This is a genomic window from Delftia sp. WSY_16, from assembly GCF_043104415.1.
Classification (GTDB): domain Bacteria; phylum Pseudomonadota; class Gammaproteobacteria; order Burkholderiales; family Burkholderiaceae_C; genus Comamonas; species Comamonas tsuruhatensis.
In genome coordinates this window covers 20,074-43,455 of the sequence record NZ_JBICKS010000032.1, presented here as the reverse complement: position 1 = coordinate 43,455, position 23,382 = coordinate 20,074, and the positions used below count along the sequence as shown (strand labels likewise).

The 23,382-nt window shown below is 68.5% G+C and carries 12 protein-coding genes and 1 riboswitch; of the genes, 2 read left to right on the top strand and 10 right to left on the bottom strand.

Going from position 1 to position 23,382, the window contains the following annotated elements; genetic code table 11:
- A partial coding sequence (locus ACF8O7_RS17405) for an invasin domain 3-containing protein (RefSeq protein WP_392443898.1) occupies positions 1-6,770 on the bottom strand: 6,770 nt, incomplete at its 3' end.
- Between the two features lie 388 nt (positions 6,771-7,158).
- A riboswitch (glycine riboswitch) is annotated at positions 7,159-7,269 on the top strand.
- A 93-nt stretch (positions 7,270-7,362) separates the two neighbouring features.
- Between ACF8O7_RS17405 and ACF8O7_RS17400 the strand changes: the two genes are divergently transcribed.
- Positions 7,363-8,694 carry a D-amino acid dehydrogenase gene (locus ACF8O7_RS17400; RefSeq protein WP_126313034.1) on the top strand — a complete coding sequence of 444 codons (1,332 nt, stop codon included), beginning with the start codon at positions 7,363-7,365 and terminating at the stop codon, positions 8,692-8,694.
- A gap of 41 nt (positions 8,695-8,735) precedes the next feature.
- Here ACF8O7_RS17400 and ACF8O7_RS17395 read toward each other — a convergent pair whose 3' ends face one another.
- From ACF8O7_RS17395 to ACF8O7_RS17380, 4 genes are all read right to left on the bottom strand, one after another.
- Positions 8,736-9,971 (bottom strand): FIST N-terminal domain-containing protein, encoded by a 1,236-nt coding sequence (locus ACF8O7_RS17395; RefSeq protein WP_016450408.1) that lies wholly within the window; start codon positions 9,969-9,971, stop codon positions 8,736-8,738.
- 81 nt (positions 9,972-10,052) lie between these two features.
- Positions 10,053-10,985, bottom strand: coding sequence for a PhaM family polyhydroxyalkanoate granule multifunctional regulatory protein (locus tag ACF8O7_RS17390; RefSeq protein WP_126313035.1), 933 nt, complete (start codon positions 10,983-10,985; stop codon positions 10,053-10,055).
- A gap of 142 nt (positions 10,986-11,127) precedes the next feature.
- Positions 11,128-11,655 (bottom strand): copper chaperone PCu(A)C, encoded by a 528-nt coding sequence (locus ACF8O7_RS17385; protein WP_016450406.1) that lies wholly within the window; start codon positions 11,653-11,655, stop codon positions 11,128-11,130.
- Between the two features lie 96 nt (positions 11,656-11,751).
- Positions 11,752-12,111 (bottom strand): hypothetical protein, encoded by a 360-nt coding sequence (locus tag ACF8O7_RS17380; RefSeq protein WP_016450405.1) that lies wholly within the window; start codon positions 12,109-12,111, stop codon positions 11,752-11,754.
- 116 nt (positions 12,112-12,227) lie between these two features.
- Here ACF8O7_RS17380 and ACF8O7_RS17375 point away from each other — a divergent pair, with 116 nt between their 5' ends.
- Positions 12,228-12,890 carry a glutathione S-transferase family protein gene (locus ACF8O7_RS17375; RefSeq protein ID WP_016450404.1) on the top strand — a complete coding sequence of 221 codons (663 nt, stop codon included), beginning with the start codon at positions 12,228-12,230 and terminating at the stop codon, positions 12,888-12,890.
- A gap of 16 nt (positions 12,891-12,906) precedes the next feature.
- Here ACF8O7_RS17375 and recD read toward each other — a convergent pair whose 3' ends face one another.
- The 5 genes from recD to ACF8O7_RS17350 form a co-directional block, all read right to left on the bottom strand.
- Positions 12,907-15,057: an exodeoxyribonuclease V subunit alpha gene (gene recD / locus ACF8O7_RS17370; protein WP_126313037.1), complete on the bottom strand. Its 2,151-nt coding sequence runs from the start codon at positions 15,055-15,057 to the stop codon at positions 12,907-12,909.
- Complete coding sequence (recB, locus tag ACF8O7_RS17365) at positions 15,054-18,878, bottom strand: exodeoxyribonuclease V subunit beta (RefSeq protein ID WP_392443896.1); 3,825 nt, start codon at positions 18,876-18,878, stop codon at positions 15,054-15,056. The genes recD and recB overlap by 4 nt, the downstream gene beginning before the upstream one ends.
- Positions 18,875-22,399 carry an exodeoxyribonuclease V subunit gamma gene (gene recC / locus ACF8O7_RS17360; protein ID WP_126313039.1) on the bottom strand — a complete coding sequence of 1,175 codons (3,525 nt, stop codon included), beginning with the start codon at positions 22,397-22,399 and terminating at the stop codon, positions 18,875-18,877. Before recC ends, recB begins: the two co-directional genes overlap by 4 nt.
- A 77-nt stretch (positions 22,400-22,476) precedes the next feature.
- Positions 22,477-22,929, bottom strand: coding sequence for a CopD family copper resistance protein (locus ACF8O7_RS17355; protein ID WP_016450400.1), 453 nt, complete (start codon positions 22,927-22,929; stop codon positions 22,477-22,479).
- Complete coding sequence (locus tag ACF8O7_RS17350; RefSeq protein WP_016450399.1) at positions 22,926-23,372, bottom strand: Rrf2 family transcriptional regulator; 447 nt, start codon at positions 23,370-23,372, stop codon at positions 22,926-22,928. The genes ACF8O7_RS17355 and ACF8O7_RS17350 overlap by 4 nt, the downstream gene beginning before the upstream one ends.
- Positions 23,373-23,382: the final 10 nt, after the last annotated feature.

The following is a 23,382-nucleotide window of genomic DNA, read 5'->3' as shown; positions in this document are numbered from 1 at the left end:
ACAGCTGGCAGGTTGAAGCTGGTGCTGCTGCCAGCCGCCACCGGTGTGGTGAAGCTCACCGTACACGTCAGCACGGAACTGCCGTTACCCGCAAACGGGAAGGTATTGGGCGTGCAGGTCGCACTGGCCACGTTTGCACCAGTCGGCACGCCCGTGATGCTGATGCCTGCCGGCACCAGGTCCTTGATGGTCACGCTGGTGGCGGGACCGAAGGCACTGGCGGCATTCGCTACCGTGAAGGCGTAGTTGAACGCCGTGCCCACGGCCAGGCTGCCGGGATTGGCCTTGGTGACCGTCAACGCTGGCGTGCCTGGCGTCACCGGAGTCACCGGTGTGGAAGCGCAGTCTGTCGTACACCCTGCCGTCGGATTGACGGGGCTGATGCCGCCCGACGGATCGTAGGAGGCCGTGTTGGTGCTCGAACCCACAGCCGTCGGCACAGCCGGCAGGTTGAAGCTGGTGCTGGCACCGGCTGCGACCGAGGTCGTGAAGTTCACCGTACACGTCAGGACGGCGCTGCCATTGCCCGCAAACGGGAAGGTGTTGGGCGCGCAGGTCGCACTGGCCACGTTCGCACCGGTCGGCACACCCGTGATGCTGATCCCCGCAGGCACCAAGTCCTTGATAGTCACGCTGGTTGCGGGGCCGAAGGCACCGGCGGCGTTATTCACCGTGAAGGCGTAGTTGAAGGGCGTACCCAGGGCCAGGCTGCCCGGGTTGGCCTTGCTGACCGTCAGTGCAGGCGAACCAGGCGTGACAGGAGTGGTGGGTGTCGACGCGCAGTCTGTTGTGCACCCTGCCGTCGGATTGACCGGGCTGATGCCGCCCGACGGATCGTAGGAGGCCGTGTTGGTGCTCGAACCCACAGCCGTCGGAACAGCCGGCAGGTTGAAGCTGGTGCTGCCACCGGCTGCGACCGAGGTCGTGAAGTTCACCGTACACGTCAGGACGGCGCTGCCATTGCCCGCAAACGGGAAGGCGTTGGGTGTGCAGGTTGCACTGGCCACGTTTGCGCCGGTCGGCACGCCCGTGATGCTGATACCCGCAGGCACCAGGTCCTTGATGGTCACGCTGGTGGCGGGACCGAACGCTCCAGCCGCATTCGCTACCGTGAAGGCGTAGTTGAACGCAGTCCCCACAGCCAGGCTGCCGGGGTTGGCCTTGCTGACCGTCAGCGTGGGCGAACCAGGGTTGACTGGGGTGGCGGGCGTCGACGAGCAGTCCGTCGTGCAACCTGCCGTCGGATTGACCGGGCTGGTACCACCGGACGGATCATAGGAAGCCGTGTTCGTGCTCGAACCCACCGCCGTCGGCACAGCTGGCAGGTTGAAGCTGGTGCTGCTGCCAGCCGCCACCGGTGTGGTGAAGCTCACCGTACACGTCAGCACGGAACTGCCGTTACCCGCAAACGGGAAGGTATTGGGCGTGCAGGTCGCACTGGCCACGTTTGCACCAGTCGGCACGCCCGTGATGCTGATGCCTGCCGGCACCAGGTCCTTGATGGTCACGCTGTTGGCAGGACCGAAGGCACTGGCGGCATTGGACACGGAGAACGCATAGTTGAAGGGCGTACCCACAGCCAAGCTGCCCGGGTTGGCCTTGGTGACACTGAGGTTCACCACGCTCACAAAATGAATTTGTGCGGCGCTTGGCGAATACGCGTTTGCTCCCACGGTGAACGTGCCACCCAGGGTTCCTGCAGGAATGCTGGTGGCGATGCTGTAGGTCCCACTTGCTGTGCTGGTGGCAGTGATCGAGCAGATGCCCAGAGTTGCGCCACTTGTTCCAGTGGTGCAAGTGGCTGACGCACCTGCCGCACCACCGTTCAGCTTCACGCCGGCAGTACCGGCAAAGGTGACGACCTCGCCACCCTTGGGATTGCCACCGGCATCGCGCACATACGCTTCCACCACATCGGTTGCCGTGCCATTTGCCGCCGCGTTGTCGCTCACGACACGCAGGCCCGAGTTGCTTGCCGAGGCATTGCCGGCGACAAAGGCCATCGATTGCGGGCTGTTGCCGATGGCAGTTGCACCCACCGTGGTGGCGGCCGAGTAAGTCGATGCGGTCACGCTGGTGAACGACACCGAGCAGGTCGCCGCCGCACCAGCGGTCGTGCAACTGGCGGTGGCAGGTGCCGCTCCGGCAGGCGTCACGCTGAAGTTCACGGCAACGCCGGTGACCGGATTGCCGAACGCATCCTTGGTGACCACGGAAACGACGTCCTGGCCGCCGCCGGCTGCCTGGTTGTTCACATCGACCGACATGGTCGAATTGGCGGGATCGACGGCACCTGCCGTAAAGACATAGGCAGCCGTCGCACCGTACGTATTGCCGCCGGCGCTGATGCCGCTGCCGCTCAATGCGCCGCTCGCGATGCTTGCGCCGGAAGCGTAGGAGCCCGCGACGGTTGTCCTGGCGGTGACCTGGCAGGTACCGGCCGCATTGGTGGTGCAGGTACCGCTGAAGGTGATGTTTGCGGTGGGAGAGAACGTGACAACGCTTCCGGCCACCGGATTGCCGTTGACATCTCCCACAAACGCTTCAAGCACATCTGTCGCCGAGCCATTGGCCGTGGCCGGACTGCTGACGGTACGCACCCCCGACCTGGCGGGGTCGGCGGCATTGGCCGTGAAGTTGATCACGGCCGGACTGCCATTGGCCACGCTCTGGGTGGTGGTGCCGTTGTTGTCCGTGGCTGTGAAGCTCGCCGCACCCGCGACGGTGGATGTCACCGTGATGGAGCAGCGCGCTGGATTCGCATTGGCCGCAATCGTGCAGGAAGTTGCCGAAGGCGTGCCGGCGCCGGTATGGACAAAGCCGATGGTGTGGGCAACCGTATCGACGGTTGCATTGCCATTGGCGTCCTGCAGTGCGACGGTCACCGTGCCGGTGCTCGTACCGTCGGCCATCACCGAGAGCGGTGTGGCACTGAGCAGATTGCCACTGGCTGTATTGCTGGGCGGCCCGGCAATGAAGTTGACCGATACCGGACTGCCATTGCTCACGGCCTCTCCGTTGTCCGTTGCCGTGAAGCTTGCGGTGCCGACCGTGGCCGATTTCACCGTCACGGAGCAGGTGGCCGGATTGGCGTTGGCCGCGATCGTGCACGTGGGTGCGGCCGGCGTGGTCGTGCCCACGCCCGTTTTGGTGAAGACAATCGTGTGCGCAGCCGTATCCGTGGCGGGATTGCCATTGGCATCGCGCAGGGTCACGCTGATCGAACTCGTGGCCGTGTTGTCTGCGACAACGCTGAGCGGACTGGCACTGATCAGGTTTCCATTCGCGCCATTGCTGGGCGGGCCGGCCGTGTAGTTCACCACAGCCGTAGCCGTGGCGGCCGAGCCATTGATGGTGAAGCCAAAGGTGCCGCTGCCGACTGCGGTAGGTGCCGTGACGGTGGCCGTGTACACCCCTGCGCTGCACGACCCCGCGCCGACCGCAGGCGAGCCCTGTGTTCCGCCGTTCAGCGTGAAGGCCACCGTGTTGGCACAGGTCGAAATCGAATTGCCTGACGCATCCTTGAGCTGCGCCGTCAATGTGCTGGTTGCAGTGCCATTGGCAATGATCGAGGTCGGACTCGCAACGATGGTCGAGGCGCTGGTACTTGGCGGACCCGCCGTGTAGCTCACTGAAGCCGTAGCAACTGCGGCAGAGCCGTTGATGGTGAATCCGAAGATCCCGCTGCCGACCGCCGTGGGCGATGTGACGGTGCCCGTATAGATGCCGGCAGTACACGAGGCCGCGCCCACACTCGGCGTTCCCTGCGTTCCGCCGTTCAGGGTGAACGCCACCGTGTTCGTGCACGTGTTGATCGGATTGCTGCTGGCATCGACCAGTTGCACGCGCAGCACGCTGGTGGAGCTGCCGTTGGCCACGATCGATGCCGGAGTGGCGACTATCGTCGATGCACTCGTGCTCGGCGTTGCGGCCGCATAGGAGATCGTTGCGGTGGCAACAGCCGCAGACCCGTTGATGGTGAACCCGAAGGTTCCGCTGCCGACCAGCACCGGCGATGTCACCGTCCCCGTGTACATGCCGGCACTGCAGCCCGTGACGCTGACGGCAGGAACGCCTTGCGTCCCCGCATTGAGGGTGAAGGCCACCGTATCGGTACAGGTGGTGACAAGGTTGCCTAAAGCATCCTTCAACTGCACGGCCAAGGTGCTGGTGGAGACGCCGTTGGCCGCAATCGATGGCGGACTCGCGGCGATTTCAGAACCGGTCGTGCTGGCCGGCAGCCCGGTGAAGCTGTAAGCAACCGGCGAAGGCTGATAGGTCACTGCGCCAGATACCGGGCTTCCACCCAATGGAAGATTGGAGAACGTGGCACCAGCGACTGACGACGACAAGGTCACGGGTGTCGTGAATGTTCCGGCGACACTGCTGCTGGCATTGATGGGAGACGCGCACTTTCCGCTGGAGTTGGTCGTGCAGCTGACTGCGGCGGAGCCGCCATTGAACGTGACACCTGCAGGCGGCGCTGCGAAGGTGACGGTGTCACTGCCCCCCGTCCAGGCATTGCCTTGGCCATCAACAATGTAGACCTCCAGCAAGTCGCTGCTGCCGACAGGTTGATTGTTGGTCGTCGCCAGAACGCCGGATTTCAGGGCACAGGGAAAACCGGTGACGCTTGCCGCCGTTGAAAGCTGCGAGGTTTGTGCTCCACCGGAATTGCTGTCCGTCACTGTGACTCGCACCTGGCCGCTGAGATACGAAGGAACGGTCAGCGTTCCCGAGGCTCCGGCCATGGTCCCTGAGCCCAGATAGACCTGCGCATCGTTGACGCCCGCGCCGGTCGGCGACCAAAAGGCTTCCACCGTATACGGTGCCGGCTCGCTCGCATTGGCATTTGCCGTGATATTGAATGTCCAGGTGCAGGCGGCGGTGTCACTGGCGCCAACGCCAAGGGTCGGGGTCCATCCGGTTTGTCCATTGGCCGTCGTCTGCAAGCTGATACCTGAGTTTGCAGCCACAGGCACGGAAAACAGCGTGTTCTGAGAAATCTTGAAGAAATCACGCGCAGTGACACGAATGGCACTTCTCGACTGGCTTGTCATCTTGTTGTTGCCAATCAATCCTGGTGCCGTACCCGTACCACCGATATTCACCCCGTCCCCGCCGCCAGTGAAGTTGTTATCGGTCACCGTCACTACCTGCGTCGTGCCTGAGGCTGCCGTATTCAACGTTGGTGCCGACACATGCATTGGCGATGAAGTGGTATAGGCGGCAATAGGCAGCGAGAAGGTATTACCCGTCACGGCAAGACCAGTTCCATTGTCCAGGTTGATCGTTCCATCAACCGACACCACGGCCCTGGGCGCATTTCCACCAGTCGGGCTCAGTGCGATATTCGAATCTTTGATCGTCAATCCGTTGACGGTCATGTTCGACATGACCTGGAAGAACTGCTCGAGCTGCATTCCCCCGATAGGGTTGGGCAGATTCGTTACCGTGAAATTATCGACAACAATGTTGGAAACCGTGCCTCCTGTACCGTTGCTTGCGGCAACGGAAATGGCCGAGCCCTTGTTATTGCCGTAATTTCCATTCCATATCGCGGAATTGATCGTGCTATTGGTAAAGAATACGTTTTGTGCGCCTTGATGAATCTCCGCGTACAGCTCGCAGTTGAACGGCGTCCCCTCTCCAGCAGGGGTTGGAGCCACATTCACCAGGCCGACGCGATCAATGGTGATATTGTTCGCCGGGGAGCCAACGACGAATACCGCTTCGCCACAGGTCATATTGGGCGAATTGGTGAGCGTGATGTTCTTCCCACCAAGATAAAAAGTTTCCCAGGGGGAGTCCGCCCAGTTCTGGACTTGTATGACTCCCCCGAAATCGATGGTCAACGAGCCCGTGCCGGCTGGCACGGTGCCTTTGAGCCAGTACCAGGCACCACCGGCACCAGTGGTGGTGCCCGTATCGCCGCCGCTGATCATCTGGCTTTGACCACAGGCATTGGTGGCCCCCGTCACGGCGCCGGACTGGGCTCCGCTGATGAATGTATTGGCACAGCGCACGTAAACCGTCTGATTGTCGACATACGGATGGAGGTTTCCCGCCGCATCCTTGGATGTCCCGCTCTGTATGGTTCGTACCGACGTGGTCAGTGTCGGCGCAAAGACGATGGAAACATCGGCACTCGGATCCAGCGTTTGCAGCGTGTAGTTGGCTGCCTGAATGGCCGCTCGCAGCGTACATGCGCCAGCAAAGGTGCCCCCCAGCGTGCTGACACAGGTGGTTGGTGTCGTTGCATTGGCATTGGGAGCGTCGCTGTTGTCGGTGACCGTGAAGACGATGGTCGCCGCCAGTGCCGTGGATGAGATACCCGCGCATGAAAGCAGCAGCAAAGAGAAAAGGCACTTCGCTGCACGCCACTTGCGAAAAAATGCCGAACCAGGCAGGCGATTGAGAGCATGCATGATATTCCCCGTTCTCTCAAGGAGATATGACAGGAAAATGATTTTCCCAATGGCAATGGCCATCAGTTGTACCCAGCGCATTTGCATCGCCGTACCTCGGATAGTTCTATTTGAATCACGAGCCCACAACTCACCTTGCAGCCGGTGAGTTTGGAAGCAAAATTTTTCGCGCAGATCCTGCGCGTCAATCAAAAAAAGGCGGATTTCCATCAACGCTTGCGCGCTGCTCCACTGCCCATTGAGCGGGCACACCTTCAGTCGGGTTTGCGACGCAAAACATTCCTCCCTCGACAAACCATATTCACCGTGCTTGTATTTTTTCAGTGACGGACCAGTTTCCATGGACCCGCACCTGTGCAACGGTAAGTCGCCTATCAGACATATAGACAACCCATGGTTAACCCATGCAGGTCCAATCGACCAGAACATGCACTGACAAACCACTGCACATATCGATAGGCTAAATCATGTTTTTTTCTATTTCAATAGTTTTTTTACATGAAACCAGAGACTCGTACCAGCGCTACGAGGGAGGCGCTTGAACGATCTAGGGAATACCCTGAATCAGCCACACCACATACAGGTAACTGGTGGTATCCCCAATACGACTGGAGCTGGCTGCGCAAGCCCCATAGAATCGCCCCTGCAGGAGAGCAGGCGGGCGCCACGGTGCCGAGCCTCACCGAAGGCGCAAACTCCCATACACGCTCAGGTTCCGTACTGCAAACACAACATGCCGTCTGGAGAGCCGCCGCACGCAATGTGCGGCGCACCGAAGGAGCAAGCCCCGTTCCCATGGACGGCGGTGAATCTCTCAGGTACCAAGGACAGGGGGAGCGGCAGCTGCGTCACGACGGACGCCGGCTGCCTGCTATCCAGACCATAGCGGCCAGCTTTCGCGTGACCCGGCACATGCCTTTGAAAGGGCATCGTCATGCGCGTCATCGTTCTCGGAGCCGGTCTGATCGGCACCACGTCGGCCTACTATCTGCAATCCCTCGGTCATGAAGTGACCGTCATCGACCGCCAGGCCGCGCCCGGCGCCGAAACCAGCTTCGCCAACGGCGGGCAGATCTCGGTCAGCCACGCGGAGCCCTGGGCCAACCCCGGCGCACCGCTGAAGCTGCTGGGCTGGCTGGGCCGGCAGGACGCCCCCCTGCTCTTCCGCCTGCGCGCCGACATGCGCCAGTGGCTCTGGGGCCTGTCCTTCCTGCGCAACTGCACGCCCGCGCGCACGCGCCACAACATCCAGCAGATCGTTCGCCTGGGCACCTACAGCCGCGAGGCCCTGCAGCAGCTGCGTGCCGACACCGGCATCCAGTACGAGCAGCGCACGCAGGGCATCCTGCACTTCTATACGAACGCCCGCGAGTTCGAGGGCGCGCTCAAGCCCACCGAGCAGATGCAGACCCTGGGCTGCGACCGCCGCCTGATCGATGCCGACGAAGCCGTGCGCCTGGAGCCGGCTCTGGCCCATGTGCGCGGGCAGATAGCGGGCGCCACCTATACGGCCGAGGATGAATCAGGCGACGCCAACCTCTTCACACGCGAGCTGGCGCGCATCGCCGCCGCCACGGGCGTGCAGTTCCGCCACGGCCACCACGTCATGGCGCTGCGCACCACGGGTGCGGGCGCCAGCCGCCATATCGACCATGTGGAGGTGACCAATGCCGATGGCCGCTACGAACGCATCCAGGGCGACGCCTATGTGCTGGCCATGGGCTCGTTCAGCCCGCTGCTGGCCCAGCCGCTGGGACTGCACCTGCCCATCTACCCGGCCAAGGGCTACTCCGTGACCCTGCCGGTGCTGGACCCCGCCAAGGCCTACCAGGTCAGCCTCACGGACGACGAGTTCAAGCTGGTGTTCTCGCGCTACACGGGCGCGCAAGGCGACCGCCTGCGCATTGCGGGCACGGCCGAGTTCAACGGCTACGACCGCAACCTGGACCCCGTGCGTTGCGAGGCCATCGTGCGGCGCGTGCAGCAGCTGTTCCCCGGCGCCGGCGATACCGGCCGCGCCCAGTTCTGGAGCGGCCTGCGCCCCGCCACGCCCAGCAATGTGCCGCTGATCGGACGCTCGCCCATCGCCAACCTGTTCCTGAACACCGGCCACGGCACGCTGGGCTGGACCCATGCCTGCGGCTCCGGCATGGCGCTGGCCGACCTGGTCAGCGGCAGGCAGCCGGCCGTGGATTTCGATTTTCTGGGAGCCGCAGCCATGGACCCGGATCGCAGCGCAGGCACGGTTCGCCCGCGCGCGGTCTGAGGTGCAGACGGTGTGTACCGTGTGTACGGCGTGTACGACGCCTAGGCAGTGAACACCGTCAACACCCCGGCGAAGCGGTGCAGGCGGGCGTCCATGATCTCGGCTTCGGCAACGAAGCCGATCAATGGCACATCGCCCAGTGCGTGGCGCAGGGTGCGCAGTTCGGCATCGGGGCCGCCGAACAGGCCGCCGCCGCGGCCCCGGCAACTGATGTAGATGGCGCCACGGATGCGGGGCTGTGCCTCGCCTTCGGGCGCCGCCTCCTCGGGCTCCGCCGCATCGCGCAGCGCAGCGCCCAGTTGCAGCAGTTCCTGGCGCGCCACCTGGGCCTGGCGGCGGCAGAAGATCACCGAATGCCCGGCCTCCACGGCCGAGGACAGGGCCACGCCCTGGCGCAGCGGGTCCAGGCCAACCAGGGTCAGCACCTGGGCCTCTTCGGTCAGCACGCCGTGGGCCAGGCCCCGGCCCGGCGGCGCAATGGCCGCCAGCGTGGTGCGGACCGTGGTCAGCGCGGGCTGCCAGTCGCTGCCTTCCAGCTCCACGCCCAGCAGCTGCAGCAGGCGCTGCAGGGCCGGATCGCCATCGAGCCCGGTGACCAGGGCGCCGCGCGCCTCGGTGATCTCCAGCCCCTCGCCCAGCGGCACGCAGCCCTGGGCCATGCCCGTGATGCAGGGCACGCCGGCACCGAAGGCCACGCCTGAAAAGCCGCCACGAAAAATGCCGCGCGCGTCCGCATGCTGCGCATGCAGATCCTCGGTACGGCAGGCGATCTGCACGCCCTCCACGCCATCTTCCCCGTCATCGCCCACGCCGCCGAACAGCAGGCCGGACTCGGTGCGCTCGGACAGCTCGTACAGCAGCTCGGCCAGCTCGGGCTGGCCGCCTGCGGCATGGACCAGGGCCGAATGGGCGGTGAAGCCGGCCTCGCCGCCAGGCGCATGCAGGGGCGCCAGGCCCGAATACAGGCGGTAGTGGGCGGCCGGTACATCCAGCAGCATCACCGCGAGCGCGGTTCCTGACAGGTACTCATGCGACATGGCCAGAACGCCGCCGGCCGAGCAGCCGGCCCAGTCCGCCACATGGGGCAGGGCCCTGGCCAGATGCTGCAGCAGCGGCCGTGCGTGGGCGGCATGCGCATGGGACAGGTACACCAGTCCCAGACGGGGCCGCTGCGCGTGGCCGGGCCCGGCCATCTGCAAGCGCAGCTGCTGCAGCACCGCGTCGGCCGCGGCGCGCCAGTCGGAATGGCTGGCATGGCCTACAGGAAACAACGACATACCAACCTTCTTTCTAGCCCCGCCAGCACCCGGCTTGCGGGTGGCTGGGGCCTTGCGCATCCATGGGTCCGGCCCGATCGGTCAACGCGCCGGCCGGCTCTTGGCTGCCGGCTTGCTGGCGGCCGGCGCCTTGGCTCCAGCCTTTGCAGCGGTTTTCCTGGCAGCCGCTTTGGCGGGAGCCTTGGCAGCGGTCCTGGGGGCTTCGGCCTGCACCGCAGCCTTGGCCGCCGGCTTTGCGGACGGCGCCTTGGCAGGGGAGACCGCCGCCGCCTTGCCCGCCTGCGCAGCAAAGGCGCTGGCCTGTGCCGCCATGCGGTCCATGGTGGCCTTGGCCAGGTCACCGGCCATGCCGGTGGCGCGCTGGGCGGCCGCCACGGCCTCCGGGGCCATGGGCTCGGCCATGGCCTTGGCGGCGATCTGCTGGAACTGCTGGGTCAACGCGCCCCACCACTGCATGGCCTGGCCCATGGCGGCGGCCTGGGCGGACTCGTCCTTGGGCGCCGCAGTCTCCGCGGCTGCGGGTCTGTCGGCGGCCTTGGCCGCCTCGGGGGCTGCAGGCGGCGCGGCAGCGGCCTGTGCGGGCTCGGGCTGCGGCTTTTCCTTCTTGCTCGCCCGGCTGGCGGCCGAGGACATGGGCCAGTCCGAAAGGTCGCCCTGCCCCGCGCTGGCGGCGCCCTTGGCCGCGGCGGTTGCGGCTGCAGGGAACTGGAAGGCCTGCGCCAGCTCGCCCATGCTGACGTTCATGCCCTGCAAGGTGGACAGCGTCATGCGCTGCACTTCCAGGGCCTGGATGGTGGCGGCCAGCGCCTTGCCGTTCTGGTCGAGCCAGAACTGCACGGCCTTGAGTTCGGTGATGCGCTTGTCCACCTCTTCGATGCTCACCGTGGGCGCCACCCATTCGGGCAGGCGCCCCAGGGGCCGGGCGGTGGCCGATCCTGCACTCTGGGCCAGGCCCTGCAGGAAGTCGAAACCGGGGATGAACTTGCCGAAACCGAAGGAGGACGCATCACTCATGGCAGCACTCGCTAGGACTGGGTTGGAAGAACATGCCGGTGAAGCACACCGGCCATGCGCTCAGCTTAACCCAGGCACACGCCAAGTCCATCGCAAGTCATGCACGGCCCGCTGCGCACAAACCCGGTGGATGACAAAAAGCTCAGTGGGAGTGGCCGGCATGTCCGCCGTGTCCGCCATGCGCGCCGCCCTGCGCAGCCGATGCCGCACCTGCGCCGGGCGCCATGGCGCGCACGGGGACCTGCAGGCTCAGGCGCGAGGTCTCGCCCTTGGCGTCCTTGAACACCAGGGTGATGGGTACCTGACTGTCCTTGAGCAGCGGGCTCTTGAGCTGCTGCAGCATGACGTGGTAGCCGCCGGGCTTCAGGTCCACGGCCACGCCCTTGGGCAGGTCCAGGCCGTCGATGGCGCGCATGCGCATCACATCGCCTTCCATCTTCATTTCATGCACCTCGGCCACGCCGGCGGCGGGCGACTCCACGCCCACCAGGCGCAGCGGCTCCTCGGCCGTCAGGCGCATGAAGGCGCCCGTGGCCTGCTGGCCCGGCACGCTGGCACGCGCCCAGGCGGCGTCGGCCTTGACATGGGCCGCATCGGCATGGGCATGGGCCAGGCCCATGGACAGGGAGGCGGCGATCAGGAAAGGGGTGGTCCATTGACGCAGTGTCATCACGGTTTCTCCAGAAATTTCAATGCATTGCGGCACGGTCTTCGTGCCTTGCAAAAAGGGTTGGCCAAGCGAAGGAAGCGGGAGTGAATCCGGGAGTCACCGGGGCGGGGCGCGGGCCTGGGGCAGGGCCGGCATGGCCACGCTGTGGACGGAGGCCGGGTGCGCCCGTGGCTGCGCATCTGCCACCAGCGGTGCCGGGGCCGCACTGCACCGGGCGGGCGGCGGCGCCAGCGGGGGCAGGCACAGCGGGCAGTCGATGCCGTGGCTGCCGGCAAGGGCATCGTCCTGACCGGCCGGCGAGGGCACCCAGACCGATTCGCCAGCGGCCGAGCACAGGCGCTCCCAGCCCGAGGCGCGCGCCAGCGGCGCAAACGCCGATGCCAGCGCCACGCACAGCCACAGGCCCAGCGCCCAGCGGGCGCAGGCAGCCAAGGTGGAGGGCAGGCGAAGCGGCATGGCGTCATTCTAGGGGTCTGCCCCAGGACGTCATGTCCGTGACCCCGCCAGGCCCTGCCCGCCCCTACCATCGCAGGCGCATCCCCCAGCCCTCACCAACACCCTAGGAGACACCCATGCTCACCCTGTGCGGATTCGCGGCCAGCAACTACTACAACAAGGTCAAGCTGGCCCTGCTGGAAAAGCAGCTGCCCTTCAACGAGGAACTGGCCTGGCTGGGAGAGACCGACATGGCGCTTTCTCCGCTGGGCAAGGTGCCCTACCTGCGCATCGACGACGGCCGGGGTCTGTGCGAGTCGGCCGCCATGGTCGAGTACGTGGAGACGCTGTCGCCCTCGCCGGCCCTGCTGCCGGCCGACGCCTTCGAGGCCGCCAAGGTGCGCGAGCTGTGCGTGTACCTGGACCTGCACCTGGAGCTGGTGGCGCGCATCCTCTACCCGCAGGCCTTCTTCGGCGGCCAGGTCAGCGACTCCACCCGGGAGCGCACGCTGGCCCAGCTCGACAAGAACGTGGCGGCCTTCGCCAAACTTGCGCGTTTCTCACCCTTTGTGGCGGGCGACAGCTTCACGCTGGCCGACTGCTGCGCCATCGTCCACCTGCCCCTGGTCAGCGCGGCCAGCAAGATCGTTGGCGGCCGCGACGTTCTGGCCGACCTGCCCGTGCGCGAGTACCTGGCACGCATGGCCGAGCGGCCCACGGTGCAGCAGGTCAATGCCGACCGCAAGACCAATACGGCGCTGATGATGGCCCGCTACGCCAGCGACAAGACCCCGGCCTGAGGCGCGGGGCCTTCACTCACTCCTGCAGCCAGCGCAGCAGCCCGCTGGCGCGCTGCGTGGGGCTGCCAACGGCCGAGGCCACCAGGCCCGGCACCTCGGAGAACAGCGAGAAGGCCTGGCGGGCGCGCGTGATGCCGGTGTAGACCAGCTCGCGCCCCAGCACGCTGCCGCCGCGCGAGGGCAGCACCAGGGCGGTGTGCTCGAACTCCGAGCCCTGGCTTTTGTGCACCGTCATGGCGAAGGCGGTCTCCACATGGGCCATGCGGCTGACGCCGACCGAGCGCAATTCGTCGCCCTGCAGGAAGTAGACGCGCAGCAGCTGCCCTGGCTGCCCCTGGTGCGCTCCCGGCAGCGCAATGCCGATGTCGCCGTTGAACACGCCCAGCTGCGCGTCGTTGCGCGTGACCATGACGGGACGGCCCGCATACCATTCGCCGCCTCGGCGGATCACGCCCTGCGCATCCAGGGCCTGCTCCACCGCGCGGTTGAGGCCGGACACGCCCCAATCGCCCTCGCGCACGGCGCACAGCAGCCGGAAGCGCTCGAAGGCCTGCAGCACAGCGACCACCCAGGCGCGGTGCGCTGCCTCGTCGGCGCCGGCCGCATCCGGCCGGCCCTGCAGCGCCTGGGCATAGAGGGCATAGCTGGCAAGACCGCCGCGCCCGTGCACGGCCAGTTCGGTCACGGCGTGCACGCCGCCGCCATGGCGTTCCCACAGCTCGGAACCTGCGCCGGCTTGCGTGCCGGCATCGAGCAGGGCCTGGGCCTTCACCGCCTCACCGGCATTCACGGCGTGTGCCAGCTGGCCGATGGGGCCGCCGAAGCGCCGGCTCTCGCGCAGCATGACGGTGTGCTGCGCCAGCGCTGGCGCACGATCGCCGTCGGGCGCCGCGAACTGCGGCGGCAGCCGCTGGCCCGCCACGCGCAGTGCGTAGTCCAGCGTGTCGGGCAGGTAGCGCCCGGCCTGGGCATCGCGGCACAGGTCGCCCAGCACGGCGCCCGCCTCCACCGAAGCCAGTTGGTCCTTGTCGCCCAGCAGCACCAGGCGGGCGCCGGCCGGCAGTGCCTCCAGCAGCGCCGCCATCATCTCCAGGTGGACCATGGAGGCCTCATCGACGATGAGCACGTCCACGTCCAGCTGCCGCCCTGCATGGAATCCCCAGTGCCGCGTATCGGGCCGCGCGCCCAGCATGGAGTGCAGGGTGCGCGCCGCACCCATGCGCTGCACCAGGCCCGCCAGGTCGATCTCGCCGCCCATGCTGCCCTGCAATTGCAGCAAGGCCCCGTCGATCGATTGCTTCAGCCGCGCAGCCGCCTTGCCCGTGGGGGCGGCCAGGGCCACGCGCAACTGGCCGGCATCGGGCGCCGTGGCAAACAGCAGGGCCAGCAGCCGTGCGGCGGTATAGGTCTTGCCGGTGCCGGGGCCGCCCGTGATCACCGACAGCCGGCCGCGCAGCGCCAGCGCGCAGGCCAGCTTCTGCCAGTCCACGGCGCCACCGTCCGCCGCAGGCGGGAACAGGCGGTCCAGCCAGTGGCGGGCCAGGGCTTCGTCCAGCGGCTGGCCGGCCACGGCCTGCGCCGCCGTGCGCTGGATGACGTGGGCGGCCACGGCGCGTTCGTAGTCCCAGTAGCGGCGCAGGTACAGCAGCGGCGCGGGGCCGTCTGCGCCGGCCAGCACCAGGGGCTGGCCGAGGTCCTCGCTGCCATCCTGTCCATCTACCTGCTCCCCGTGCACCACGCGCACCACGGGGCTGGCGCTCAGCGCCGCAACCCAGCCGGACAGGCGCGCAGGCAGCATCTGCCACAGGGCCTGCTGCGCGGGCAGCGCATCGGCCGGCCAGGCCAGCACGTCGTTGGGGTGGCCGGCCAGCGGCGCCAGGGGCAGGCAGCTGTGGCCGCGCCCCTCCATCTGCGCCAGCAGCGCGGCGGCCACCAGCAAGGCGGGCCCGGCCTGTGCATCCTGCCCGGCGACGAAGGAAGCCAGCGCCGCATCCAGCCGGCGCAGCAGGCCCGCGTCGGCCCAGCGGCGCAGCAGGGCCAGCACTTCATTGGTGTCTGGCGGCACGGCGCCCGGCGAGTCGTCGCCCGGCGGTTCGCCGCCCGGCCGTTCATCGAACAGGTCCAGCGTGGCCGTATCGATGGTGCGCGAACGGGGGCGCGGGCTCATGGCAGTTCCTCCGCGTTGGCGCGGCCGGGACCGAGCAGTTCATCGAGCGCATCAAGCAAGGGCAGCTCGGGCGCCATGGCATGCATGCCACCGGCCGGGCCATCGATGCCGCGCAGAAAGTAGTACAGCGCACCGCCCAGTTGGCGCTGCGGCTCGTAGGCCGTGCCCAGCCGGCTGCGCAGCAGCCGGTGCAGGGCCAGCAGGTAGAGGGCGGCCTGCACGTCGTAGCGGTGGTGGAGCATGGCGCGGGCCAAGGCCTCCTGGCCGTAGGCGGCGCCGTCCGGGCCCAGGTGGTTGCTCTTGTAGTCAAGCACCCAGTAGCGGCCCTCGTGGCAGAACACCAGGTCGGCAAAGCCCATGAGCATGCCGTGCAGCGAGCGCTGGGGCAGCGCGGGCCGCTCCTGCCCCGGCAAGATGAAGCGCCGGCACAGCTGGTCGATGCGCTCGGCCGGCAGCTGGCGCGCGGGCAGCCAGAACTCCATCTCGGACAGTTGCGGGCCCAGCGTGGCCAGCGTGACATCGAGCGGCGCCAGCGGCTGGTGGACCACGGCCGTGAGCCAGGCCAGCAGGTCGCGCGCCTGCTCGCCCCGGCCCGCGCGCTCGCAGCGGCGCACCAGGCGATCAGCGAGCGCACCCTGGCCGTCCACGGGCAGGGCAAAGTCTTCGCCGCCCAGCCATTCCAGCTGGTCGTGCACGAAGTTGCCGACCACGGGGCCGCGCAGAAAGCGGTGCCAGACCGCAGGCCCGCCGGCCGGTCCATCCTGCAGGGGCTGCAGGCCCGCCAGGCCGGCGATGTCCGCCAGTTCCGGCGATGGCGGAGGCTCCAGCGCCTGCTCATCCTCGGCCGGGCGCTGCACGGCCACGGGCAGCACGGGCAGGCTGGGCGCGGCCATGGCACGCACCAGGGCAGAGAAGCTGCCGATGCCCCAGCGGGTGTCGAAGCGCGCGTCGTAGGCAGGGGCATCGTGCAGCGGGGTGGCGCCAGCCGGTGGCTGCCAGCGCGTGCGCTGCAGTGGCCCGGCATCCAGGTCGCGCCAGGCCATGTGCGGGTCTTCTCCGCACAGCTGCTGCAGGCCGTCAAGCCAGCCCTGGGCCGAGCGCGGCTCGGTGCCGCCCAGCAGGTAGCCGGCGGCGCCCTGCTCGTTCACGCAGGCCTTGCCGTTGCCGCGCCTGAGCGGGGCCAGGCCCAGCCACAGCGCATGGCGCGGGCGGGTGAGCGCCACGTAGAACAGGCGCAGGTCCTCGCGCAGCCGCTCGCGGTCGGCCTGGGCCAGGTCTTCGTCGCTGAAGTCCAGCAGCAGCCTGCGGGCCGGGGCGGCATCGTCTTCCCCCCCCTCCTGCGCGGACAGGGTCAGGAACGGCGTCCTGGCCCGCTCCATGGGGCGGAAGCTGCCTGCGAACGGCAGGCAGACCAGCGGGTACTCCAGGCCCTTGCTCTTGTGCACAGTGACGATCTTGACCAGGTCGGCATCGCTTTCCAGGCGCACCACCTGCTCTTCGCTGCCGCTGCCCGGCGCCTCGATCTGGGTGGCCAGCCAGCGGATCAGGGCCTGCTCGCCCTCCAGCTGGGCGCTGGCGGTCTGCAGCAGCTCGGCCAGGTGCAGGTAGTTGGTCAGGCGCCGCTCGCCACCCAGGGCCGGGTCCTGCAGCCAGCGCGCGGGCAGGTCCAGGCGGTACAGGGTCTGGCGGAGCATGGCCAGCACGCCCAGGCGCAGCCAGATGCTGTGCAGTTCGCGCAGCTGCTCGCTGCGCGCGTCAAAGGCTTCCTCGTCGGCGGCCAGCCAGGCCAGCTCGTCCAGCGACAGGCCGATGAGCCGCGTGGCCAGGCCCGCGCGCACGGCCTGGGCGTCCAGCGGCGCGGCAACGGCGCGCAGCCAGTACAGCAGGTCATGGGCCTCGTCGCTGGCGAACACCGAATCCTGGTCCGACAGGTAGACCGAGGCCACGGCGCGCGCCTGCAGTTCGCGGCGCACGGCGGCCGCCTCTCGGCCCGTGCGCACCAGCACGGCGATGTCGGCAGGCCGCAGGCGCACAAGGCGGCCATCGGGCTGCACAAAGCCGGCCTGCGGGTCGGCCAGCCACTGCACGATCTGCTCGGCGCAATGGGCCGCAAAGCGCCGCCGTACCTCGTCGGCCGACAAAGGCAGGGGGATGCCGGTGTCCTCGTCACGGCCCGCGCTCCAGGCCACGGTGAGGGCGGGCATGGCGCCGTCGCGCGTGTGCAGTTGCTCGCTGCGCCCCTGGGCGGCCACGGGCTCGAACGGCAGCGGGTTGTGGCTGCCGCGCCGGAACATGAAGGCGCCCTCGCCCGGCCGCTGCTCGGCCTGCGCGAACCAATGGTTGCCGGCACCCACCAGCGCCTGGGTGGAGCGGTAGTTGGTGCCCAGCACGTAGTGGCGCCCCTCGGTGGCGCGGCGCGCCTGCAGGTAGCTGTGGATGTCGGCGCCGCGAAAGCCGTAGATGGACTGCTTGGGGTCGCCGATCAGCAGCAGGGCGCTGTGCGGGTCGTTGGCCGCCGTGCGGTAGATCTGGTCGAACAGGCGGTACTGCAGCGGCGAGGTGTCCTGGAATTCATCGATCAGCGCCACCGGGTACTGGGCCAGGATGCGCTCGCGCAGCACGGTGCCGTTGTCGCCGGCCAGGGCCGTGTCCAGGCGCTGCAGCATGTCGGCAAAGCCGAAGCTGCCGGCCTGGCGCTTGAGGTGGGCCAGCCGCTGCGCCACGCGCGCGGCCGCATGCAGGCGCACGGCCACGCTGACGGGCGGCAATTGCTCCAGCTGCACCAGCAGCGCCTGCAGCTCGGCCAGCTCCAGCGGCATGAGCACATCGCCGGCCGATCCCTTGAAGGCCTCGGCCAGGCCCTCGGGGCTGAGGCGGTGGCGCGCGGCCTCGGTCAGCGCCAGCGGACCGTCCAGCGGGGCGCGCGACCAGTCGGCCAGCGCGGCCAGCCAGCCGGTGTAGCGCGCGGGCTGCAGCTTGCGCTTGTCCCACAACGCGCCCTGCCCGTCGAGCTGTCCATCCAACCACCGCTGCAGGCGCTGGGCCTTGTCGTCCCAGCCGGCCGCCAGGGCCAGCAGGCGGCTGCGGCGCTGTTCCATGGCGCGCTGCAGGCAGTCGGCCAGGCTGCCCTCGCCCGCACCGGGCACGGGGGGCTCGCGCAGCAGGGCACGCATGTCTTCGACCAGGGCATCGACGTGGGGCCAGATCTTCAGGGCCTCGTCCAGCAGTTCGTCGGACAGCGGGTAGCACTGCTGGCGCCAGTAGTCCTGCGCGGCCTCGGTCTGTCGCTGGCTTTCGTCAGGCTCCAGCGTTTCGTCGAAGAGGTTGCCGCTGTCGAAGGCATGCTCGCGCAGCATGCGCTGGCACCAGGCGTCGATGGTGTGGATGGCCGCGTCGTCCATGCATTCAGCCGCCATGGCTAGGCGCCAGGCCGCTCGTTCACGGGCCGCGCCTTCAGGGTAGGCCTCGCGCAGCGCGTGCAGGAAGCCGTCGTGGGGCGCAGGTTCGGCCTCGCCACGAAAGCACTGCACGGCCTCGATCAGGCGCTTGCGTATGCGGTCGGACAGCTCGCGCGTGGCCGCGCGCGTGAAGGTCATGACGAGGATGTCGGGCGGCATCAGCGGGCGCTCGAAGGCCGTGCTGCTGATGCCGTCCAAGCTGCCCTCGCCATGCCCCAGCACCAGGCGCAGGTAGAGCGCAGCGATGGTCCAGGTCTTGCCGGTGCCGGCGCTGGCCTCGATCAGGCGGCTGCCCCACAGCGGAAAACGCTGTGCGTCGAGCACATGGCTGGTCACGCCGCCGGTCACTTCGCTGGTGCTCATGGTGCATCCGCCTGGTAGGGCTGGACCTGCACCTGCGCGGCCACCCAGTCGAGCAGCGGCGCGTGGACGGCATGGGCCAGTGCCTCGAAGCGCCCATCGGCGACCAAGGCCTCGAAATCGGGATAGCAGCGGGCCCAGGACGGGTCCTCGCCTTCGCCGCCGACCAGATGGCCGCCCTCATAGGCCTGCTGTGCCGCAGCGGGAAGGCCTTCGGCCATGGCCAGGCCGCTGCGCAGCGGCAGGGGCAGCGGACCGTTCTGGCCTTCGCGCCACAGGGCCATCAATGCACGCAGCCGTGCCAGCGCTTCGGAAGGGTCCATGGGCAGGACCTGCACCAGGCCGTCGCGCGCCACCACGCGCAACTCGGCCTGCGAGCCGCTGGCGGCCAGCGCCAGGCTGCGCAGGTAGACCGGCATGAGCTTGTCGGCATGGGGCCGGCCCTTGGCATTGAGCAGGTTGCGCGGGTCCAGCAGCAGCCAGCACTGTGCGTCGTCCGCCTCGGGGGGCTCTTCGGTTTCGCAGGACTGGCGCAGCCCGTCGATCCAGTCGTCGAACACCAGGCCATCGTCCTCGATCAGCAGCCGCCTGCGCGGCGCGGGATGGGCATACCGATCCAGTTGCTGGCGCCAGGCCCGCAGCGAAGGCGTGACCGAGGACTGCAGCGCCCGCGCGCCGCGCTCGCCCAGCCCCGCCAGCGGCAGCCGCCCCGAGCGCGTGAGGCGCGCCACGGCCGCTCGCACACTGTCTTCCATGGCCTGGGGCGCCTGCCCGGGCTCGGACAGGCCGGCCGCCACCTGCTGCTGCAACTGCTGCACCAGCAGGTATTCGGTCAGGCCGTCGAGCTGGAACAACTCCTCGTCCACGACCGGGTTGTCCTCCTGCTCGAAGCGCACCTGCAGGCGCTGGCGCAGGTAGGCGCGCGCCGGGTGGCGCAGGAAATCGGTGAGCCGGGCCAGCGTCAGCGGCGCCGAGGCGTCCGGGACAAAGGGCGGGCGCGGCTGCGCGGGCAGCGGAGGCAACGCGTCCGTGCCGTCAGACTGCGCATGCGCGGCCCGCCATTCGCGCGCATACGTGGTCCAGGGCGAACCTTCTTCGAAATAGCGGCGGCTGAAGGGCTGCAGCGGGTGCTGCTGCGTGCGCTGCGCCAGCAGCGGCTGGCCGCCTTCGCCGCGCCAGCCGGCCTCCAGGTAGTCGCGCAGCTGGGAGACCAGGACCGAGGGCGGCTGCTCGCTGTTGTCGCGCACATGGTGGCCGGTCCAGCTGATGTAGAGCGCGCGGCGCGCGGACAGCAGGGCTTCGAGCATGAGCTGGCGGTCATCGTCGCGGCGCGCGCGGTCGCCGGGGCGCTGCTGGCCGGGCAGCGCCATCAGGTCGAAGTCGCTGCGCGTGGCGCGGCGCGGATAGTCGCCATCGTTCATGCCCAGCAGGCAGACCACCTCGAAGGGAATGGCCCGCATGGGCATCAGCGTGCAAAAGGTCACGCCACCGGCCCGAAAGCGCTGCGACAGCGAGGGCTGCTCCAGCGCCTGCATCCAGGCCTCCTGGGCCACGCCCAGTTCCACGGCCTGCGCATAGCCGGCCTGCTCGCAGGCGCGCTGCCAGTCCGTGAGGGCGGCGTCCAGTGCGGCCAGCATGGCCTCGTCCTCATCGTCCTGCGCCTTGAAGAAGTCCTGCAGCAGCGCGCGAAAGCGCTGCGCCCAGGCCTCAGGCATGGCGGGCTGCTCGGCCTCGCGCCACCACGCCAGCATGCGCTCCAGCAGCGCGGCCAGCACGCCGGCCAGCTCGGCCGACAGGCCGCCCACTTCGTCATAGGGCTCGATGCCGCCGAAGGCCTGGCCGTCCTGCGCCACGCCGCTGGCATAGCCCAGCAGCATGCGCTGCAGGCCGAACCAGGCGCTGTTGTGCTCGCCGCAGGCCTGCAGGCCCAGGGCGCCGCGCTGCGGCGCATTGAGTCCCCAGCGGATGCCGGCCCCGGCCATCCAGCGCGTGAGCTGGGGCAGGTCGTCGGCCGCCAGACCCATGCGCGCGGCAATCGCTGGGACGTCCAGCAGGTCGCACAGCTCGCTGAGCCGGCAGCGCTGCTGCGGCAGGCGCAGCAGCCATTGCAGGGCCACGGCCAGCGGGCTGCTGGCGCGTGCGCCCAGGTCGGCAATGTCAAAGGGAATGTGGCGCGGATCATGCCTGCCGTACTGGCCGAACACCGCGCGTATCGAGGGCGCGGCGGTCTCTATGGACGGCAGCATGACTACGACGTCACGCGGTGCCAGCGGTGCCTGCCCCGGCTGCCCGGGATCCGGTGGCCGGGCCAGCATCTGCAGCAGCTGATCGTGCAGAACCTCCAGCTCGCGCACCACGCTGTGCGCGCTGTGGAACACGATGGAGCGGTCGGCCCGCGCCACCTCCAGCGGCGGGTGCTCGGCCAGCGGCACCAGGTCGCGGATGCGCTGCTGCACCTGGGCCAGCAGCGGCGCGGTGCGCAGGTCCTCGGCATCGGTTTCGTCGAACAGGTCCACGCGCGGCATCTGCAGCTGCGCGGCGGCACCCGTGGTGTCGAAGGCGTCGAGCTGGCGCACATAGTCGCGGCTTTGCCGGCCCCAGGCGGCCAGCAGCGGATGGGCGTGGGCATGCATGGCCTCCAGCGGCAGCTGCGCCAAGTCGCGGCCGCCGCGCAGCGGCTGGCGGCGCCGCGCCATGCGCAGCAGCTCGCGCCCGTCGATGGCGTCGGCCCAATGGAAGCGGCAGGGATTGGGCACGGCCAGCAGCACCTGGCTGTGGCGGGCAATGGCGGCCAGGAACTCCAGCAGGCTCAGCGGTAGCTGGCTGATGCCGAACACCACCACACGGCGCGCCAGCGGCGCGGCCGGCGGCTCGCCGGACTGCAGCGCGGCCAGCACCCTGCCCTGCAGGCGCGCGCGCGTGGCGCCGCGCTGGTCCTCGTCCAGCTCGGCCAGCACGGCGCGCCACAGGCGCGGCTGCCACAGCTGGCCTTCGGGCACCGGGGCGTCCGCCACACCAGGGCGCAAGGGCATGGGCAGCACGTCATGCCCGGCCTCCCAGGCGTCCAGCCAGTCGGCGCGGTAGATCTGGTATTGGTCGAAAAGGTCGGCCAGGCGCTGGGCCAGCTGCAGCAGCCGCTCGGGCTCGCCGGGGCGCAGAAAGCCTGCAATGGGGGCGAAGGCCGGGTCATGCAGGCACTGCGGCAGCAGGCGCATGAGCCGCCAGGTCATGGGTGTCTTGTCCAGCGGCGATTCGCGCGGCACGGCCTGGCGGCCCAGCACCTGGCGGTAGCTGCGCCACACAAAGCGCGCGGGCAGTTCCACGCGCGCGGCGGCGCACACGCCCAGCTGCTCGGCCATGCGCATCTTGAACCACTCGGCCATGCCGTTGCTCTGCACCAGCACCACCTCCGGCTCCAGCACGTCCAGCGGGTGCGCAGCCAGCCATGCCAGCACCGTATCGGCCAGCACCTCCGTCTGATTACCGTGCAGGGCGATCAAGCCCGGCTGCCAATGCGATGCCACCTCTGCGCTCCCGTGCTCCAAGCCATGCGAGCAGCGAGCTTAACGCGGTTGACACGGGCCGGGACCGCGCGGGTCCATTACCAATGCAGGTAGAACATGGCCTTGGCCAGCAGCACGATGGCCAGCACGTGGCAGAACACGCTCAGGTGCAGGCGGTGCGAGCGGCGCCCGCCCAGCACACCGCGCCGGCGCCACCACATGGCTGCCAGGAAATGTCCGAACACGCTGAGCGCCAGCCCGATCTTGAGCGCCAGCAGCAGGCCGAAGCTGCTGGCCAGCGGAGCGGCAAAGGCTGCAGCCAGTGCCGCGCGATGCTGCCAGGCCAGACCCAGCCCCGCGCCGTACAGCACCAGCAGCACCCAGGGCATGACGGCCACCGCTCGGTCGCCCAGCGCCTGCTCGGTGGCGCGCGCCACGATGGCGGGCAGGTGGCGGCGCGCCCCGGCCAACAGCACCACTTCAAAGAACACCGTACCCGCGAAGGCGATGGCAGCCAGCAGGTGCAGGGTCAGCAGCAGGCCGTAGCTCATGCGCGCCTCCTGTGCGGCAGGGGCAGCGGCAGGGATGCGGGAGCCGGCAGCAGATCGGCCAGCGTGAAGCCGTCCAGATGGGCCAGGAAGCTGTCCAGCGCCCCGCCCAGCACGCCGGCCAGCCGGCAGTCCTGCGCAAGCGTGCAGGCAGGTGGGCTGGTGCCCGTGAAGCATTCGACGATGGCAAGGTCCGGCTCCATGCCGCGCACCACGTCGCCCAGGCCGATGTCGGCCGGCGCATGGGCCAGGCGCATGCCGCCGCCCTTGCCGCGCACGGTCACGATCCAGCCGCGCAGCGCCAGCTGGTGCGTGACCTTCATGAGATGGGCTTCGGAGATGGCATGGGCCTGGGCGATATCTGCAATCGTGCACAGCCGCCCGGGGTGGCGCGCCACATGCATGAGCAGGCGCAGCGCGTAGTCGGTCATCAGGGTCAGGCGCATGGCAGGCCTG

Excerpts from the sequence above, each read along its gene's own strand:
- ACF8O7_RS17380 (WP_016450405.1), bottom strand. The coding sequence starts at position 12,111 with ATGCCGCTTCGCCTGCCCTCCACCTTGGCTGCCTGCGCCCGCTGGGCG.
- ACF8O7_RS17385 (WP_016450406.1), bottom strand. The coding sequence starts at position 11,655 with ATGACACTGCGTCAATGGACCACCCCTTTCCTGATCGCCGCCTCCCTG.
- ACF8O7_RS17350 (WP_016450399.1), bottom strand. The coding sequence starts at position 23,372 with ATGCGCCTGACCCTGATGACCGACTACGCGCTGCGCCTGCTCATGCAT.
- ACF8O7_RS17375 (WP_016450404.1), top strand. The coding sequence starts at position 12,228 with ATGCTCACCCTGTGCGGATTCGCGGCCAGCAACTACTACAACAAGGTC.
- ACF8O7_RS17390 (WP_126313035.1), bottom strand. The coding sequence starts at position 10,985 with ATGAGTGATGCGTCCTCCTTCGGTTTCGGCAAGTTCATCCCCGGTTTC.
- ACF8O7_RS17395 (WP_016450408.1), bottom strand. The coding sequence starts at position 9,971 with ATGTCGTTGTTTCCTGTAGGCCATGCCAGCCATTCCGACTGGCGCGCC.
- ACF8O7_RS17355 (WP_016450400.1), bottom strand. The coding sequence starts at position 22,929 with ATGAGCTACGGCCTGCTGCTGACCCTGCACCTGCTGGCTGCCATCGCC.
- recB (WP_392443896.1), bottom strand. The coding sequence starts at position 18,878 with ATGAGCACCAGCGAAGTGACCGGCGGCGTGACCAGCCATGTGCTCGAC.
- ACF8O7_RS17400 (WP_126313034.1), top strand. The coding sequence starts at position 7,363 with ATGCGCGTCATCGTTCTCGGAGCCGGTCTGATCGGCACCACGTCGGCC.
- recD (WP_126313037.1), bottom strand. The coding sequence starts at position 15,057 with ATGAGCCCGCGCCCCCGTTCGCGCACCATCGATACGGCCACGCTGGAC.